This window comes from Xenorhabdus hominickii (assembly GCF_002632725.1).
GTDB lineage: Bacteria > Pseudomonadota > Gammaproteobacteria > Enterobacterales > Enterobacteriaceae > Xenorhabdus > Xenorhabdus hominickii.
Genome location: NZ_NJAI01000004.1, coordinates 150867 through 167474 on the forward strand (window position 1 = coordinate 150867; position 16608 = coordinate 167474).

Annotated in this window: 16 protein-coding genes and 2 pseudogenes; 4 read left to right on the forward strand and 14 right to left on the reverse strand. The window is 41.7% G+C overall.

All coding sequences use genetic code 11. The features are described from left to right. Position 1: 1 nt before the first annotated feature. Both flgC and flgB read right to left on the reverse strand, forming a co-directional pair. A complete protein-coding gene (gene flgC / locus Xhom_RS13250; RefSeq protein WP_069315261.1) occupies positions 2 to 406 on the reverse strand; it encodes a flagellar basal body rod protein FlgC in 405 nt (134 codons plus the stop codon). Positions 407 to 411: 5 nt separating this feature from the next. Then, positions 412 to 828 (reverse strand): flagellar basal body rod protein FlgB, encoded by a 417-nt coding sequence (gene flgB / locus Xhom_RS13255; RefSeq protein ID WP_069315260.1) that lies wholly within the window; start codon positions 826 to 828, stop codon positions 412 to 414. Between the two features lie 216 nt (positions 829 to 1044). On the opposite strand from flgB, the gene flgA reads away from it, so the two are divergent. The 3 genes from flgA to Xhom_RS13270 all read left to right on the forward strand — a co-directional run bounded on the left by flgA (position 1045) and on the right by Xhom_RS13270 (position 2604). After that, positions 1045 to 1716, forward strand: coding sequence for a flagellar basal body P-ring formation chaperone FlgA (flgA, locus tag Xhom_RS13260; RefSeq protein WP_069315259.1), 672 nt, complete (start codon positions 1045 to 1047; stop codon positions 1714 to 1716). 122 nt (positions 1717 to 1838) lie between these two features. Then, positions 1839 to 2138: a flagellar biosynthesis anti-sigma factor FlgM gene (gene flgM / locus Xhom_RS13265; RefSeq protein WP_069315258.1), complete on the forward strand. Its 300-nt coding sequence runs from the start codon at positions 1839 to 1841 to the stop codon at positions 2136 to 2138. Positions 2139 to 2163: 25 nt separating this feature from the next. Next, positions 2164 to 2604, forward strand: a complete 441-nt coding sequence (locus Xhom_RS13270; protein WP_069315257.1) for a flagella synthesis protein FlgN — start codon at positions 2164 to 2166, stop codon at positions 2602 to 2604. A gap of 177 nt (positions 2605 to 2781) precedes the next feature. On the opposite strand, the gene Xhom_RS13275 is transcribed toward Xhom_RS13270, so the two are convergent. From Xhom_RS13275 to Xhom_RS13305, 7 genes and pseudogenes are all read right to left on the reverse strand, one after another. Beyond that, the gene (locus Xhom_RS13275; RefSeq protein ID WP_145957454.1) at positions 2782 to 3525 is read right to left on the reverse strand and encodes a hypothetical protein; all 744 of its coding nucleotides are present in this window, start codon (positions 3523 to 3525) and stop codon (positions 2782 to 2784) included. Positions 3526 to 4362: 837 nt separating this feature from the next. Next, entirely contained in the window at positions 4363 to 4938 is a 576-nt protein-coding gene (locus tag Xhom_RS13280) for a DUF4291 domain-containing protein (RefSeq protein WP_069315255.1), read from the reverse strand. Positions 4939 to 5162: 224 nt separating this feature from the next. Beyond that, positions 5163 to 7298, reverse strand: a pseudogene (gene flhA / locus Xhom_RS13285) (flagellar biosynthesis protein FlhA); the annotation flags it as partial. Beyond that, positions 7243 to 8394: a flagellar biosynthesis protein FlhB gene (gene flhB / locus Xhom_RS13290; protein WP_069315253.1), complete on the reverse strand. Its 1152-nt coding sequence runs from the start codon at positions 8392 to 8394 to the stop codon at positions 7243 to 7245. The gene flhB and the pseudogene flhA, both read right to left, overlap by 56 nt. 447 nt (positions 8395 to 8841) lie before the next feature. Next, positions 8842 to 8946, reverse strand: a pseudogene (locus Xhom_RS13295) (IS1 family transposase); the annotation flags it as partial. Between the two features lie 284 nt (positions 8947 to 9230). Further along, complete coding sequence (locus tag Xhom_RS13300) at positions 9231 to 10607, reverse strand: alanine/glycine:cation symporter family protein (protein WP_069315252.1); 1377 nt, start codon at positions 10605 to 10607, stop codon at positions 9231 to 9233. Positions 10608 to 11215: 608 nt separating this feature from the next. Then, positions 11216 to 11617: a YgiW/YdeI family stress tolerance OB fold protein gene (locus tag Xhom_RS13305; protein ID WP_069315251.1), complete on the reverse strand. Its 402-nt coding sequence runs from the start codon at positions 11615 to 11617 to the stop codon at positions 11216 to 11218. Between the two features lie 517 nt (positions 11618 to 12134). On the opposite strand from Xhom_RS13305, the gene Xhom_RS13310 reads away from it, so the two are divergent. Next, positions 12135 to 12698 carry a recombinase family protein gene (locus tag Xhom_RS13310; RefSeq protein ID WP_069315250.1) on the forward strand — a complete coding sequence of 188 codons (564 nt, stop codon included), beginning with the start codon at positions 12135 to 12137 and terminating at the stop codon, positions 12696 to 12698. On the opposite strand, the gene Xhom_RS13315 is transcribed toward Xhom_RS13310, so the two are convergent. The 5 genes from Xhom_RS13315 to cheR all read right to left on the reverse strand — a co-directional run bounded on the left by Xhom_RS13315 (position 12672) and on the right by cheR (position 16604). Next, positions 12672 to 13493, reverse strand: a complete 822-nt coding sequence (locus tag Xhom_RS13315; RefSeq protein WP_232326227.1) for an alpha/beta fold hydrolase — start codon at positions 13491 to 13493, stop codon at positions 12672 to 12674. The two genes, Xhom_RS13310 and Xhom_RS13315, sit on opposite strands and share 27 nt — an antisense overlap. Positions 13494 to 13585: 92 nt before the next feature. Further along, on the reverse strand, positions 13586 to 14242 hold the full coding sequence (gene cheZ, locus Xhom_RS13320) for a protein phosphatase CheZ (RefSeq protein ID WP_069315249.1): 657 nt from the start codon (positions 14240 to 14242) through the stop codon (positions 13586 to 13588). A 9-nt stretch (positions 14243 to 14251) separates the two neighbouring features. Continuing rightward, a complete protein-coding gene (gene cheY, locus Xhom_RS13325; RefSeq protein ID WP_069315248.1) occupies positions 14252 to 14641 on the reverse strand; it encodes a chemotaxis response regulator CheY in 390 nt (129 codons plus the stop codon). A 30-nt stretch (positions 14642 to 14671) separates the two neighbouring features. Beyond that, a complete protein-coding gene (locus tag Xhom_RS13330; RefSeq protein ID WP_069315247.1) occupies positions 14672 to 15724 on the reverse strand; it encodes a protein-glutamate methylesterase/protein-glutamine glutaminase in 1053 nt (350 codons plus the stop codon). Beyond that, complete coding sequence (cheR, locus tag Xhom_RS13335) at positions 15717 to 16604, reverse strand: protein-glutamate O-methyltransferase CheR (RefSeq protein ID WP_069315246.1); 888 nt, start codon at positions 16602 to 16604, stop codon at positions 15717 to 15719. Before cheR ends, Xhom_RS13330 begins: the two co-directional genes overlap by 8 nt. Positions 16605 to 16608: the final 4 nt, after the last annotated feature.

Genomic DNA, 16608 nt, shown 5'->3' on the forward strand with positions numbered 1-16608 from the left:
GTTACTGACCCAGGGTCAGCGTTTTCAACATAATGGACTTGGTTGTGTTAAGCACTTCAACATTTGCCTGATAGCTACGGGATGCAGAGATAGTGTTGACCATTTCCCCGACCACATCCACATTTGGCATACGTACATACCCTTTTTCATCTGCCAGTGGATTACCCGGCTGATATTCAAGGCGAAAAGGCGTAGGATCATCCACCACTTCGCTGACACGCACACCACCGATCTCCTGCCCTGCGGGTGCGGCAACGCGAAATACCACTTGTTTGGCGCGATAAGGCTCCCCATCCGGCCCGACAACGCTATCGGCATTCGCCATATTGCTGGCGCTAACGTTCAGTCGCTGGGACTGAGCGGAAAGCGCGGAGCCGGCAATATCAAAAATACTGAGTAGAGACATTCCCATTATCCTTGTGACTGTAGAACTGACATCATGCTTTTGATCTGCGCATTTGTCATCGTAAGTTCGGCCTGATATTTCAGACTGTTATCTGCGAAATTGCTGCGTTCCATATCCATGTCAACGGTATTTCCATCCATTGCCGTCTGGTGAGGTAACCGATACAGCAGATCCATCTCCAGACGTTTTTGAGGTTGAACGGGAATATGTCGATCGGAAGTCAGAGTTAGCCCAATTCCATTCCCCGTTACACGACCATGTGCCATCACCTTTTTCAGTTGAGCAGCAAAATCGATATCACGCGCCTGATAGCCTGGGGTATCCGCATTGGCGATATTGGCAGACAAAATTTCCTGCCGCTGGTTACGGAGTGCCAGCGATTCTTGTCGAAATTGAAAGGCGGCATCTAATTTATCGAGCATATTCCTCCCCTGGGTCTGTTCGTAAAATCTATTGGGTATAAGCTCTAAGCAGCTAACAGAATAAACGTAGAAAAAAAAGGTAATTCGAAGAATAGATACAAATTGGATTGCTATTTATCCCATTAACGAATAATCAACCGCGTTACACTATTAACATCTAACAGGTACTGAATATTTTTTGAAATCATGGTTCGCTAACAGGGTCAAGGTGGTTAAATGCCTGCATTAAAATTTATCGGGTTCCTTAGCTTTTTCCTTAATCTATTTTTTAGCTGTTCTTTGGTGTGGGGAAACAACTTACCGCAATCAATAAATGAGTATTTCAGGCAGCTCCATCATACTGCTGACCATAAAGTCTCCATAGAAATCAAAACGCCTAAGCAACAATGGCCGGTCTGTGAATTTCCTGAAATACAGCCTTCACTGAGTAACAGAAACTGGGGCAATCTTTCTATCCCCGTACACTGCGGCCAACAACGCCGTTTTATTCAGGTATACGTCAATGTCACTGGCCCATATTTAGTTTCGAAGCGAATTATTAACCGCAATGCGGTACTGACTGAAAAAGATTTTCAGATAAAAACAGGTGCGTTGGATAAGTTACCAAATGACATAATCCGTAACAGAAAGGCCATACAAAATGGTGTTGCTATCCGTAACATTCCTGCCGGACAATTCATCACACGCAATATGATTCGGCGTCCATGGGCGATTAAAGCTGGACAAAATGTGGTCATCACCGTAGATGGACATCATTTTCAAGTGCGTTACGAAGGAAAAGCGATTAACAACGCCGCGAGTTTTGATAATATCCGTGTCCGCTTGGTTTCTGGGCAGATTATCACTGGTGAAGCCCAAGAAAATGGTAGTGTAAAAATGATGTTATAAATGGCTAAAGTTTTATTTCTTCAAGCCGATATAACCAACAGACCATGATTTACAGGCATGCCAGCGGTATATCGCCTGCTACCTAAGACAAATAAATAGTGCCTGATTAAAGGATTACGATTATGAGTATTGAACGCACTCAACCTCTACTGGCTATTGCTGCTGTACAACAACGCAATGCCAATGAAGGTGCTCAAAGCACTCGCAGAACTGTGGCTGTCGCAGAAAAAAGCGCAGATACACAAGTCAAGCTGAGCGAAGCGCAGAAAAAGCTCGTTCAGCCAAGTAGCCAGGATATTAATATCCAGAAAGTACAACAATTAAAAGAAGCCATTGCAAAGGGAACTCTGACAATGGACAGCGGTAAAATTGCTGATGCCTTATTCAGAGAATCCCTTGAAAATATGGAATATGATAAATAAACCATCGAATAGTAAAGAGCCATAAATGGAAGAACTTCAACTCTTGCTTGAACAGCAAAGTGCGCACTTAAATTCGCTTTCGCAAACTATGGCAGAAGAGCAGCGCATATTAAGCGAAGGCTTTATTGAAGCAAATCATTTACATCGAGTGACAGAACAAAAAACATTTTTTCTGGCCGCACTCGATCACGCAGAACGCAAGCGACAGCAATTAAGTGAAATGCTAAAAATAAACGCACCTTATGCCGGCCACGAAAGATTGGCAATATTATGGAGCCAAATTAGCCAAACGGTTGAGCGTATCCGCAATTTAAATGTACATAATGGATTTTTGCTGAATCAGCATATTGAGTTGAACAGTAAAGCAATCGCTTTTCTGAAAAGTCACCACAGCCCTTCTCTCTATGGTGCCGATGGACAAGCCCGCCATAATTCAGCGCTATCAGGTCACAAGATCAGCGTTTGATTGTTCGTTATATTAACTGCTTTGAGCAGTAACATCTACAGACCTCTTGATTTATCAGCAATAATAAGAGGTCTGTTTCTGTGTGTTCCTATTTCCTTAATTTTTCAAGTCTTAGCAATGTTGGCGGCACTCATTTACCTTTTAAATATCATTACCTCTATAGAAAATATTATTCATTTAAATATCCTCCTTGAAAGAATGAATATCTTTTAAAGCGTTATTCAATATGCAACTATTTTTAGTTTCAAGATCAAATCGTGGTTTAAATATAGATACAAGCCTAACTTTTTGAGAACTTCCCAATTTAACACTCATTATATTAAAACCACCTTCAATAGTATATGGTGTAATTCTAGCAATACCGAATTGAAATAACCCACCACCAACATTAGGATCAAATATAAAGAAATTGGAATTTTCCCAAACAATAAACCCCGTATGATTGCCCCCTATAGATCTACCAACACTTATTGCGTCCTGCCTATCTTTAAAACTAGTACAAAATAAATATTGAGACGATAGCCCTTTAATTGAATCACATGCATAAAGGTAAGCCAAAGCGAAACCCGAACCATCAAAAGAATAAAAAAAATCGCCAAAAGGATATTTTTCGTATGATTGATATTTTAATTGAAGAGTTGAAATTATTTGCTCTAAATGACTAAAGTTTCCCATCACTGTTGGTTCTAAAGTCATTGGGTTTCTTGTCATTTTAAGCATCTTTGCATACATCTCTGTTAACTGAAATGCTCTTTCCGGTGACAAACTTTCTGATTCGCACTCATATAAATTTGCTAAGATATATAAAGAAATACCTATGCATTTTCCACATCCACAGGGAACTTTTGGATTACATTCAGTCAAACCATGGTGACTGTGCTTACAAAGAAATTGGTTAAATTTAAAAAATTTCTGACTCATAAGAACACCTTCTAAGATAGTGGACTCATCGATGTCTATCATCTCTCAATTAGATATGAATCTAATCCTATCTGGATTTATAAGAATCTATATACTCGGTATTCATATTGTTTTCAATATAAAACAAAAAAACATATTTTTATTTATCAATAAAATAAATTGTTTAATTAATTAAAATTAAACAATTATTACTACAATTTCATCATGTATAAATTAAATACATTAAACTTACAACTAAACATTACCTAATAGCTACAATTATTTAAATTTAATCATCAAACCTTACTGTCGATAGCGGCGGGGAATTCGCCCCAAAGAGATTAAATTGTGCTTTTGCATTTCCCTGTTTTGCTAATTGAATATACCATTTTGCAACTTCATTATAATTTTTTAACACCTAATCCCTTATCATATAAAACTCCTATTTTATATTTGGTATCCTTAGCCCCTTGCTTGGCTATTTAGATGATTTATTTTCAATATTCTTGCTGATTTAGAAATTTTTTCTATAACTCCATAACTTAGTTCAATAGTTAAATCGCTCTCACCCAAAATATGATACATCACCCTGTCAATTTTATAAAACCAATCGATAAACCCTACTCTTTAAGATTAATAGCCATCTCAAACAATGAAAAATTAACATTACAATGTTAATTACTCAGAACATCTCAAAATAGTGCTCAACAGGAAGAATATGTCTCTGTAAGTTATAGTGATATTATATGCAGACACCATTCTGCTGGAACAGCAGGCTATAGTGTAAGAGAAAAAAGTGTTTATTGAAGAAAATATAATAAAGCAAGATGCAAAAATTTTGCTTTACACTTTTATGTATCATAACCCAAGGTAAATTTTTTCTTCTGGCAAAAGTTTTTTAGCCATATCCAGCTTATTATTTTTCACCAACTCATGAATATGATACACCCTATCGGTAATATCTGTAACATTAGTAATCCATTGATTAACATAGCTATTTAAAGCTTGATTGCGCAGCCCAATCTGGATTGTTCTTTGCTCTAGCTTATTCAACGAAATATCCCGCTCTGGATCCCATTGAATTACAACATCACTGTTCTGCACTTTCTCTTCCCAGATTTCCATTGAATTGAAAAATTCAGGATCAAAATGACTGATTACACCTTGTTGGATAATCTGTTTGAATCCTTCATGTGTCAGGTCAATCGCTAGAATTCTTTTCTGACCATCATCCTTCTTTGCCCAACCGGATCGGTACATCATCCATAAGAAGGAGGGCTTGATCCATGTCATGCGAGTCATGCTAAAAGGTGGGGAAATAAAAGTGCCGTGTTTAATGGTGCTGTCAGCAATTGAATCGGAATAAGCCTGATATACCCTGATATATTGATCAGTATAATTAGCTCTAATTGGGTTATTTTTATGTGAAAACATATTATCCTTGTTTGTTATAATGTAATAGATATTTTTGAAAAAATAGAAAATTCTGATACAGCTAATATATGGTATATCAAATATTGCACTAATAATAGAATAAATATTGTTCGTTTTATTCTTCAGATTGCTGGTAAAAATAATTTAAAATATAAAGGGAATATAGAAGAATGATTGACCAACCTTATCAAAATAATAAGGTTGGTTGTAATGGAAGTGAAAGCTTACCTTGCACCACCAATAGTCGCCGTCATTCTGATCTGACGATTATCGGTGATTTCAAGGTTAGAAAGTACAACCAAGCGAGGCAGTACGCGACGCAAGAAGCGAGATAACAGTGAACGCAGTGCATGATTAACCAATAATACTGGAGGTGCACCCAACATTTCCTGACGCTCCAGCGCTTCTGCTGCCTGGCGTTCAAGGCTTTCCGCCAGACCCGGCTCCAGTCCACCGCCATTTTGCAGTGCTTGAAGCAGCAATCTTTCCAGCCCCGCATCCAAACCGATGACGTTGATCTCATCCGCTCCCGGGAACCATTGCTGAGCAATCGCCCTACCAAGCGCAATTCGGATCATTGCTGTTAATTCATAAGGGTCTTTCTGTACCGGAGCATGCTCTGCCAATGTTTCAATAATGGTGCGCATATCACGAATCGGTACTTGCTCTGCCAGCAGGTTTTGCAGAACTTTATGCAGTGTTGTCAGGCTGATAACATCAGGAATGAAATCTTCCGTCAGTTTCGGCATTTCCTGACTGACGCGCTCAAACAATTGTTGTGCTTCCTGTCTGCCAAACAGCTCACTGGAATGTTGCGATAATAAGTGGTTCAGGTGAGTTGCAACAACGGTACTTGCTGCCACGACAGTATAACCCTGTACCTGAGCCTGTTCCCTTAAGCTGTCATCAATCCAGACAGCAGCCAAACCAAAAGCAGGATCTTTCGTCAAGTCACCTTGCAGTTCACCCACGGCACCACCCGGATTAATTGCCAGCCAACGTCCCGGATGCGCTTCACCACGACCAATCTCTACCCCTTTCATCATGATTCGGTAACTGGCAGGTGCCAATTCAAGGTTGTCACGAATATGTACCACGGGTGGTAAATAACCCACTTCTTGCGCGAATTTTTTGCGGATCCCACTGATACGCCCGAGTAATTCTCCGTTTTGACGAAAATCGACCATCGGGATTAAGCGATAACCCACTTCCATTCCCAGCGGATCTTCCAACTGGACATCAGACCATGAAGCCTCTGCGGTTTGTTGCTGTTCTTCCACCGCTTTCATCTCTTCATGTTTCGCTGTCAGCGGGTTTCTATCTTTACGCAACAGGAAATAGCCCGCACCTGCCAACGCCGCCGTAAACAACAAAAAGACGAAGTTAGGCATTCCCGGCACCAGACCAAGTAAACCCAGAACTCCGGCACTTAACATCATTACTTTAGGATTATTGAAAAGCTGGGTTACCATTTGCTGACCGACATCTTCATCAGTCGCCACTCGGGTTACGATAACACCTGCCGCTGTCGAGATGATCAATGCAGGTAACTGAGCAACTAATCCGTCACCGATAGTCAACAAGGTATAAGCTTCCGCGGCATCACCCAGCGCCAAGCCATGTTGGGCGACGCCAACAATCAAACCACCGATGATGTTGATCACCAGTATCATCAATCCGGCGATGGCATCCCCACGCACGAATTTACTAGCACCATCCATTGAACCGTAAAAATCCGCTTCCTGCGTGACTTCTGCACGACGCTTTTTGGCTTCATCTTCACCAATCAATCCTGCGTTTAAGTCAGCATCAATCGCCATCTGTTTGCCGGGCATCCCATCAAGTACAAATCGTGCGCCCACTTCTGCGATACGCCCCGCACCTTTGGTAATGACCATAAAGTTAATCAGGATCAGGATAACGAAAACTACAATACCGATGGCAAAATTACCGCCGACAAGAAAGTGACCAAAGGCTTCCACAACCTGCCCCGCGGCCGCAGAACCCGTATGCCCTTCCATCAGAATTATTCTCGTGGAAGCAACGTTCAGTGACAAACGCAGTAAGGTTGAGAACAGCAAAATGGTCGGGAACGCGGCAAAATCCAGTGTCCGACGGGTGAACATGGCCACCAGCAAGACCATAATGGAAAGTGCGATGTTAAAAGTGAATAGCAGATCGAGCAGGAATGGTGGCAACGGTAGTACCATCATCGACAAGATCATGAGGATCAAAACAGGCCCCGCAAGCATTTGCCACTGGGAGCCTTTTATATTCCCCGTTAAACGTAGTAATGAGGCCAGATTAGCCATGACGATTATTTTCTCCAGCAAAATCCAGTGCTGGCGGCACTGGCAGATTTTCAGGTGTTTTCGGTTTTAGGCCACCTTCCTGTTTCCAACGTTTCAATTGGTAAACCCAGGCAAGCACTTCTGCAACGGCTGCATAGAGCGCTGCAGGAATAAAGCCCCCTACTTCGGCATGACGAAACAGCGCTCTCGCCAAAGGAGGAGCTTCCAATAACGGGATGCGATTTTCCGCACCAATTTCTTTGATACGCAAGGCAATAAGCCCCGCCCCTTTTGCCAATACTTTGGGTGCGCTCATTTTTTTACTGTCATATTGCAAAGCAACAGCATAATGGGTTGGGTTGGTGACAATGACATCAGCCTTGGGAACATCCGCCATCATGCGTTTACGCGCAGCCGCACGCTGTTGCTGACGTATCCGCGCCTTTACATGTGGATCCCCTTCTTGTTCCTTAAATTCATCCTTGATCTCCTGACGGGTCATTCTCAATTTTTTCAGATGGCTGCGGATTTGATAAAGCACATCAAACGATACCATCGGTATCAACATAAATAAGACGATGTAACTGGCAAATATCAACATCAGCATGGCATCGCTTAATGCCATTAACGGTGGCTGAGCTGTCAGGTTCAACATGGTAGGCCAATTAAGCCAGATAAACAGAGCAGAACCGCCTCCCACCAGCGACGCTTTCAATATGGCTTTGAACAGTTCCGCCAACGCATTCATGGAGAAGATTTTCTTCAGACCAGAAATAGGGTTTAGTTTGGTCAAATCAAATTTGATGGATTTTGAGCTGAATATCAGTCCCCCCATCAAAGTTGGTGCGCTGAGAGCGACTAATACCAAACCGACAAACACCGGCAGCAATGCCCAGACCGCCTGTTTCAGCAACCGGCCAACTTGCTGCACCATCTGTTTATCATTGCTAACCATGTTATGGTCAAAATTAAATCCTTCGAATACCATCAATGAAAGTTCATGCGTGATCGACTGCCCACTCATCCAGAGCAGACTTACGCCTCCTGCTAACATCAGGATGGAGGTAAGTTCCTTGGAACGCGCAATTTGCCCTTCTTTGCGAGCTTTTTCCCGTTTATGAGGCGTGGGTTCTTCGGTTTTTTCGAGATCGCTATCTTCAGCCACAGCTTTCCTTGGTAAGCGTTCGTGATTACATGCAGAAAATTTGCCTTTGGCAAAGGGCAAATAAAATTGTGCTAAGCATGACAAAAGCCCAGAGATTCAATGGCGGGAACACTGCAAACTTTGCGGGGATATTTGGGGCATTATGGTAATTTTTTTAGAAGGAGAGTGTTTTGAAAAGGCGGTTATTTTGAAAAAGCGACTGCTTTGAAAAACGCCGGAGGCGGGAGACCAAAACTCCAGCATAGGTGATGGATGGGATAGAGTTATTTATAGCTGATAGTATAGTCATTTTACCATTAGCTTTGCCGGAGTAATTTTGTTTGCGGGTTAGATATAACATGCTTTAAGAGAAATGGAGATTTCTGTCTTCTCGGGAATAAGTTCTATATTGTTATCTTTGTTAAAATCAATGAAGCTGTAGTCACGTATTCAATACGTTGATGTGCTTTAGATAAAATATTCTCGTTCTATGAAAGTACCGATGATTTTGTTATGCATTTCAACTGATTTTGAATAATCGAGTGTCTTACAATTCAGACAATTAATCCGGTTACCCATTCCATGCTTTTTGACATACTTTATTTGATTGCAAAAACCGATATTGAACGTTCACAGTCTCCATCTAAACACCCTAGTAAAAAATAAAGATTTTACACAAAAAAACATATTGAATATGTGAGCTAATTTTAGATATTTATCCATTTAAACCAAGAGAATAAACCTAATAGAAAAATTCACTCTAATTCACTATCCAAGCAAAAACCATAAAAAAATTAAAATAAAGAGAGCTAAAATTAGCTCTCTTTATTTTTTAATAAACCTAATTAAATCTGATACTAATCTGTTTTAACCGGGGACTTTATATCAATACTATCCGCATTAACATCACGAATATGGTCTTTAGTCAGCCGATAGACGACCGGGCTGAGCAATGCAATCGCTATCAGATTGGGGATCGCCATCATTGCATTAAGGGTATCCGCCAGCAACCAAACAAAAGCCAATGACTGAGTAGCGCCAATCGGTAATGCGATAATCCAGGCAATACGGAACGGAACAACAGCTTTTGGCCCCAATAAGTATTGAATACATTTTTCACCGTAGAAGCTCCACCCCAAAATGGTGGTGAAAGCAAAAATAGCCAAGGCGATGGCAACAATATAGTTCCCTCCCGGGAGCACGGATGAGAAAGCAGTCGCAGTCATTGTTGCCCCCGTTTCGCCTGTCAGCCAGCCACCAGTAATCACTATGGTTAAGCCCGTTACGGAACAAACAATAATCGTGTCAATAAAGGTTCCTAGCATCGCAATCAATCCCTGACGAATTGGGTTTTGTGTTTTTGCTGCTGCGTGGGCAATAGGTGCGCTTCCCATACCTGCTTCGTTAGAAAATACGCCACGGGCAATACCAAAACGAATCGCAGCCCAAACAGCCGCCCCTGCAAATCCACCTTGTGCCGCAACAGGCGTAAAAGCTGATTTAATGATTAAAACAAACGCATCTGGAACGGCAGTAATGTTGAGAGCAATAACAACAATACCAGCACCAAAGTAACCTACCGTCATAACCGGCACTAATTTACCTGCGACATCAGAAATACGTTTAATGCCACCAATCAGCACCGCACCAACCAGAACCACCAAAATTCCGGCAGTTATGGTTTTTTCAATGCCAAAGTTACTTTGCAGTACGTCAGCAACAGAGTTAGCTTGAACGGTATTTCCTATACCAAAGCCCGCTATGCTACCAAAGAAGGCGAATAGTGTTCCCAGCCAAACCCATTTTTTCCCCAAGCCATTTTTGATGTAGTACATTGGGCCGCCAACGTAATTACCGTTTTTATCGGTTTCACGAAAACGTACCGCCAGCACCGCTTCTGAATATTTTGTAGCCATGCCCACTAATGCAGTCATCCACATCCAGAACAATGCTCCCGGCCCACCCATAACGATAGCTGTCGCGACACCCGCAATATTTCCTGTCCCTATTGTTGCAGACAATGCAGTCATTAACGCATTGAAAGGTGAAATTTGGCCTTCGCCCCGTTTTTCATTCTTTTGGAAGAGTAATTTGAATCCCATGCCCAATTTACGGATCGGCAAAAAGGCTAGGCGGATCTGCATGAAGATACCGATACCCAGAAACCCAATTAGCATGGGTACTCCCCATACTACCCCGTTTATTGCACCTAACCATTGTGTAATCAGTTCCATAGACACCCTCGGAATTCAATATAACAAATTAGCAACAAATTCATTTCAATTAAATAAAGAGCATTTTGGAAAAATAAGCGAGGATTAATTGAGTTACATTGGTAAGAAAAAATTGATACTGTGAGTTGAGTCACTTGTTCTGATAACATCTTATCAATCACACAGATAACGCTTCTTAATTCATCATTTATTCAGATACAAACCTGTTTATACCACCGTCTTTCAAGTTGCCGCTTTGTTGGCTGTATCTTGAAGTCCATTGGGTATAGGCGAATTTTTTATCACACTATTAAACAAATGAAGTGCCTATTCCAATAGGTATATATTGTTGCAGTCAGTTTGAGCACAGTCTGCGCGCAGAAACCTGAGCACACACGTAGTACGTGAGGATTTTGAGTACGGCCCAGATTCAAAATGATAAATAAAAAAGCCCCAAACGATTAATGAGGCTGATTCTGAGAATACCCTTTATTGAGAATAGGGTATTGAATGAGCTATTCGATTTACCCAAACAACTGAACTATCCGGTATTTCCGGTAAGTTGGATTGACTACTGGTAGAGACAAAAAAGTCCCAGCGATTGCGAAGCTATATTCACAGCGCTGGTGTTATTTCACAACATGGGTAGTTTTCACAACGCGAATAGTTTTGACATCAATCTTGACACTGTTCCAATCTTTATCCACTTCGCCTTCGATACGAACTTTATCGGTCGGAGTGACCGTCTGGCCCAACCAACGCTTGTCATCAATGTCAACGTAAACAATACCGCTACTATCCCTGAACTCATAGAGTTCGTGACCGGCCTGTTTAACAATGTTGCCTTCCAGAATAATCCATGCGTCATCACGAAGGGATTTTGCCTGACTAACGCTGATCAGATCGGACGTTGGGCCTTTAAATCCCCCCTGAGTGTAGTCTGTGTTATTCGGAGAAATGAAGCCGCCTTGCTGTGCTAAGGCACCAAAAGAAAGGGTACCAATAATGATGGCACTCAGTGTTTTTTTCATGGTTTCCTCTTTGATTTTGCAAGAAAATATCCCGCTGAGGCGAGGTTTAAGAACACAATAAGTTATGTAACATTGCTGTTACATCCATCACAATATACCGACTTTTTTAATTACACAACCTTATTGATTATTTCTTTTTGAACATATTTATCCTAACCCCAAATACCCCTTGAGGCCACCGAACACCTTCAATAAATCTTTCTGCTGGTCCTGCCTAATTGTTTTAATATTTCGTTATTAGATATACCTAGCGTTATCTCCATTGCTGTTCCATTGATATCAAAATTGGCATATAATTTCATTTTTAAGACAATTAAAAGGAAATAATCTGTTTTTATGTGATTTTTAAGAGATTTTAAACTAAAAAAACGATATAAGATGAATATTTATGATTATTACATACCAAATGAAAAACAATTCATATTTAAAATCAATTTATTAAATAATCACCTGCGGCTAAACATGACTAACAGCCTATTTCTTAAAAAGAGTTTCAACAGTAACTAAGGGATTATCAGTGACAAGAATTGGTTACATCAGAGTGTCAACAAATGACCAAAATAGTGATTTACAAAGAAATGCGTTAATCAATATCAACTGTAAATTAATTTTTGAAGATAAAATCAGTGGTAAAACAGCCAACCGCCCGGGGCTAAAACGAGCTTTAAAACATCTTAAATCGGGCGATACGCTGGTCGTTTGGAAATTAGATCGACTGGGACGCAGTGTAAAGAATTTGGTAACCCTGATTTCAGAACTGCATGAGCGTGGAATTCATTTTCAAAGTGTGACCGACAGTATTGATACCAGCACAGCAATGGGGCGGTTTTTCTTCCATGTAATGAGTGCATTGGCAGAAATGGAGCGCGAACTGATTGTGGAAAGAACGAATGCAGGTCTGGCCGCAGCAAGAAAGCAAGGACGAATTGGAGGACGGCCAGTGATATTTGCCGAAGAAGATCGGCAGCAAGCTGCTAGGTTGCTGAATAAGGGACATACCCGAAAACAGTTATCGATTATTTACAATGTGTCGTTGTCAACAATTTATAAATATTTACCGGTGGGGTGCTCGATTTTGTAAAAAATCTTTTACCAAATCAGCCCATTCTGCTGGTTTTTCGATTTGTACTGCATGACCGCTATTAATCTCTTTGTAGGTCCTGTTTTTAATACTTTTACAAACTTCTCGCACCAAATAAGGTGGAATTAACGTATCGTTGCTTAACCCAATAACCAGTGTGTCTTGATCTATTTGAGTAAGATAATCAGTTATATTGATGTTTAACCCCAAAACGAGGCGTTTCTCTATCTCTTTTTCTGCTGGTTGAGCACAAATACGCTGTATAGTTTCATGCCCCAGCGATGAAATAAATTCTGGACTTAGTGCATGTGATAAGCCAAAAGCCATTGCTGATGTTTTATCATTACGCTCCAAATGTAACCAAGTACTGAACATTAACTGATGACGAGGATCATCACTTGTTGCCCACGGTGCAGTCAGTACCAATTTATTGATTAGATTCGGGTATTTTGCCGCAACAACCGCAGCAACCACGGCTCCCAAAGAAACGCCCACTAAATCAACAGGAATACAGCTACTGTTTTCTATCACGGCAGCGATTTGCTCCGCAAGGTGTTCAATCGTTAATGTTTCTAGCGGTAATCCAGAATTTCCGCATCCTGCATAATCAGGAATGATGACGGTTCGATCAGCACTGAATGTTCTTGTAATTTTTCCAAAACTACTGCTGCCGCTGCTATTTGTGCCATGCAAAAAAACCACGGGATACTTATTACACTGTGGGTCTTCAGCAAATTCTGCCCGATAAGAAACAAATGCGTTTTTTAACTGAATAATTTTATCAATCGACTTCACTTCGTTTTCCTCTGAGCGAACATTTGGGCAGCCACCAGACTAACCCAAACGCGCTTAAAAGATAAAGGTACTATTTATTAAATCTCTCGTTATCAAAAACCTAAACTATCCAATAAATCATCAACCTGTGCTTGGTTGGCAATGACACCAGAACCATTCTGGTTGACTTGAGGGCCATTAAGAAGACTATCGTTCTCTTTTTTCGTTTTGGCCATCTGATCAGAAGGCATGTTTTCCATTAAGACCATGACCAGCTGTTTTTCCAGTTCCTGTATGACTTCCATCATCCGCTTAATGACCTGCCCTGTGAGATCCTGAAAGTCTTGCGCCATCATGATTTCAAGTAATTGGGCATTGGTAAATGAGACATAGTCAGGCACAAGATTAAGGTAGTTTCTCGTGTCCGTCACCAATGAGCGGGCATCAGTCAGTTCCAGATTTTTGGGGTTTGCAAACCATTCATCCCAACGTTGAGTCAAGGATTTTGCAGACTCCTCCAATTCGTTTTGACGGGGCTGCGCTACTTCAACGCAGTTCAGTACCCTTTCAGCCGCTTGTGCCGTCATTTGGACAACGTAATTCAATCGCTCCCTCGCATCAGGGATCGCCTCAGCCGCCTGAGCAATGGTTTGATCTAATCCCAGTTCACGCAAACTATCGCGCAGCATTCTTGTTAGCTGCCCGATACGACTGATTATTTCACTGGTAGTAACCGCCTCATCTCTCGGCATGACTGGATTTTCACTCATTTTGTCTCCTTAGAGCCCCAATTTTTCAAAAATTTTATTGAGTTTCTCTTCCAAAATTGCCGCAGTAAACGGTTTCACAACATAACCGCTGGCTCCGGCTTGTGCTGCTGCAATAATGTTTTCTTTTTTGGCTTCTGCCGTCACCATCAAGACAGGTAAGGCCGCCAATTTTTCTTCACTGCGAATCATCTTCAGCAATTCAAGACCATCAATGTTTGGCATGTTCCAGTCAGAAATAACGAAATCAAATTCAGCAGTACGAAGCTTGGTCAACGCTTCTGCCCCATCCTGTGCTTCATCTACATTGTTGAACCCCAATTCTTTCAGTAGATTACGCACAATTCGACGCATAGTTGAAAAGTCATCGACTACCAGAAATCTCAGATCCTTACTTGCCATAAAAACTCCTTGGAATTTCACTTATAATTACTAAATACGAATTGATTGCCCTGCACTGATTTTAGTCAGTATCGCTTTACTGATTTTTTGTATATCCATAATGTCATCAACCGCCCCTAATTGAATCGCTGCCCTCGGCATGCCAAATACCACACAACTCGCCTCATTTTGTGCCAGTGTATAGGCACCAGCCTGTTTCATTTCCAGTAAACCAGCGGCACCATCACTTCCCATTCCCGTCAAAATGACGCCTACCGCATTGCGTCCCGCATATTTGGCGACAGAACGAAATAAGACATCAACGGACGGGCGATGGCGATTTACCGCTGGGGCGCTGGTTGTCATAATCTGGTAATTTGCACCACTGCGGCAAAGTTCCATATGGTAATCCCCTGGCGCAATGTAAGCATGTCCCGGTAAGACACGCTCTCCATCCTCTGCTTCTTTGACTGTGATCTGACTCAGTTTATTGAGTCTTTCCGCAAATGAACGGGTAAAGCCTGGCGGCATATGTTGTGTGATTAACAAGGCAGGACTGGTGATTGGCAGGAGTTGCAGCAGATTTTTAATCGCTTCTGTGCCTCCCGTTGATGCCCCGACAGCAATCAATTTTTCACTGGATAGTAGTGGCTTGAAATTCAGTGGCTCTGAGATCACTGATGCTGACGCGATGGTACTGACTTTTGCCTGAGCCGCAGCTCGGATTTTCTCGGCAATCAATTCACTATAGGCCAACATGCCTTCGCGGACCCCCAGTTGCGGTTTGGTCACAAAATCTACCGCTCCCAGCTCTAGTGCCTTCAATGTAATTTCCGAACCTTTCGCTGTCAGGGAAGATACCATGACAACCGGCATAGGACGTAATCGCATTAGTTTCTCAAGAAAATCAATGCCATCCATGCGTGGCATCTCAACATCTAATGTTAATACCTGCGGGTTGTGTTTTTTAATTAAATCGCGGGCAACAAACGGATCAGGAGCACAATCCACCACTTCCATATCAGGGTGGCTATTGATAATTTCCCGCATAATTTGGCGCATCAGCGCCGAATCATCCACACAAAGAACAGTTATTTTATTCATGACCCCTCCTTGCCTGACCTACACCGTAAACGGTCTGTCCTTGCAAGTAGAACTCTCGGCTGATTTGAGTGACGTTTTCGGAATGCCCAGCAAAGAGCAAACCATCCGGTTTTAAGAAATTGACAAAACGGCGCAAAATCCTTTCCTGCGTTTTTTTATCAAAATAAATCATTACGTTACGGCAGAATATCGCATCAAACTTACCTTCCAGCGCCCACTCAGAATCCAATAAATTCAGGTGTTGAAAAGACACCAGTTCGGAAAGCAAAGGTCGAACCCGAGCATATCCTTCAAAGAAACCTACCCCTTTGAAGAAATATTTCTTCTTCTGGCTCTCACTCAGATATCGTAATTCTTCCTGTCGATAAACACCTTGCCGGGCTTTTTCCAGCACACTGGTATCTATATCGCTGCCAATGATTTTTATTCGATTTGACCGATGCCCCAGTGAATCATACAAGGTCATTGCAATAGAATATGGCTCCTCCCCCGTTGAAGCAGCGGCGCTCCAAACGCGGTATGTCCCTCCATTTTTCCTGCTGGCATGTGCCGCCAAAATAGGAAAATGATGGGCCTCCCTGAAAAACGCAGTAAGATTGGTGGTCAATGCATTGATAAACAGTTCCCATTCATAGCTGTGGTGATCTTGTTCCAAAATCGACAAATATTGGCCAAAATCATTAAGCTCCAATACACGAAGCCGCCTAATTAAGCGGTTATACACCATCTCACGTTTATTTTTTGCCAGTACAATGCCAGCCCGTTGATAGATAAACTGGCAGATGCGATCGAATTGCGCATCCGACAAAGCATGCCGCTGAAACATAAAGTTCAGCGGTGCAGTAGCATCAGAATCTGAAGCTATTAAATTGTATTTCATCTGA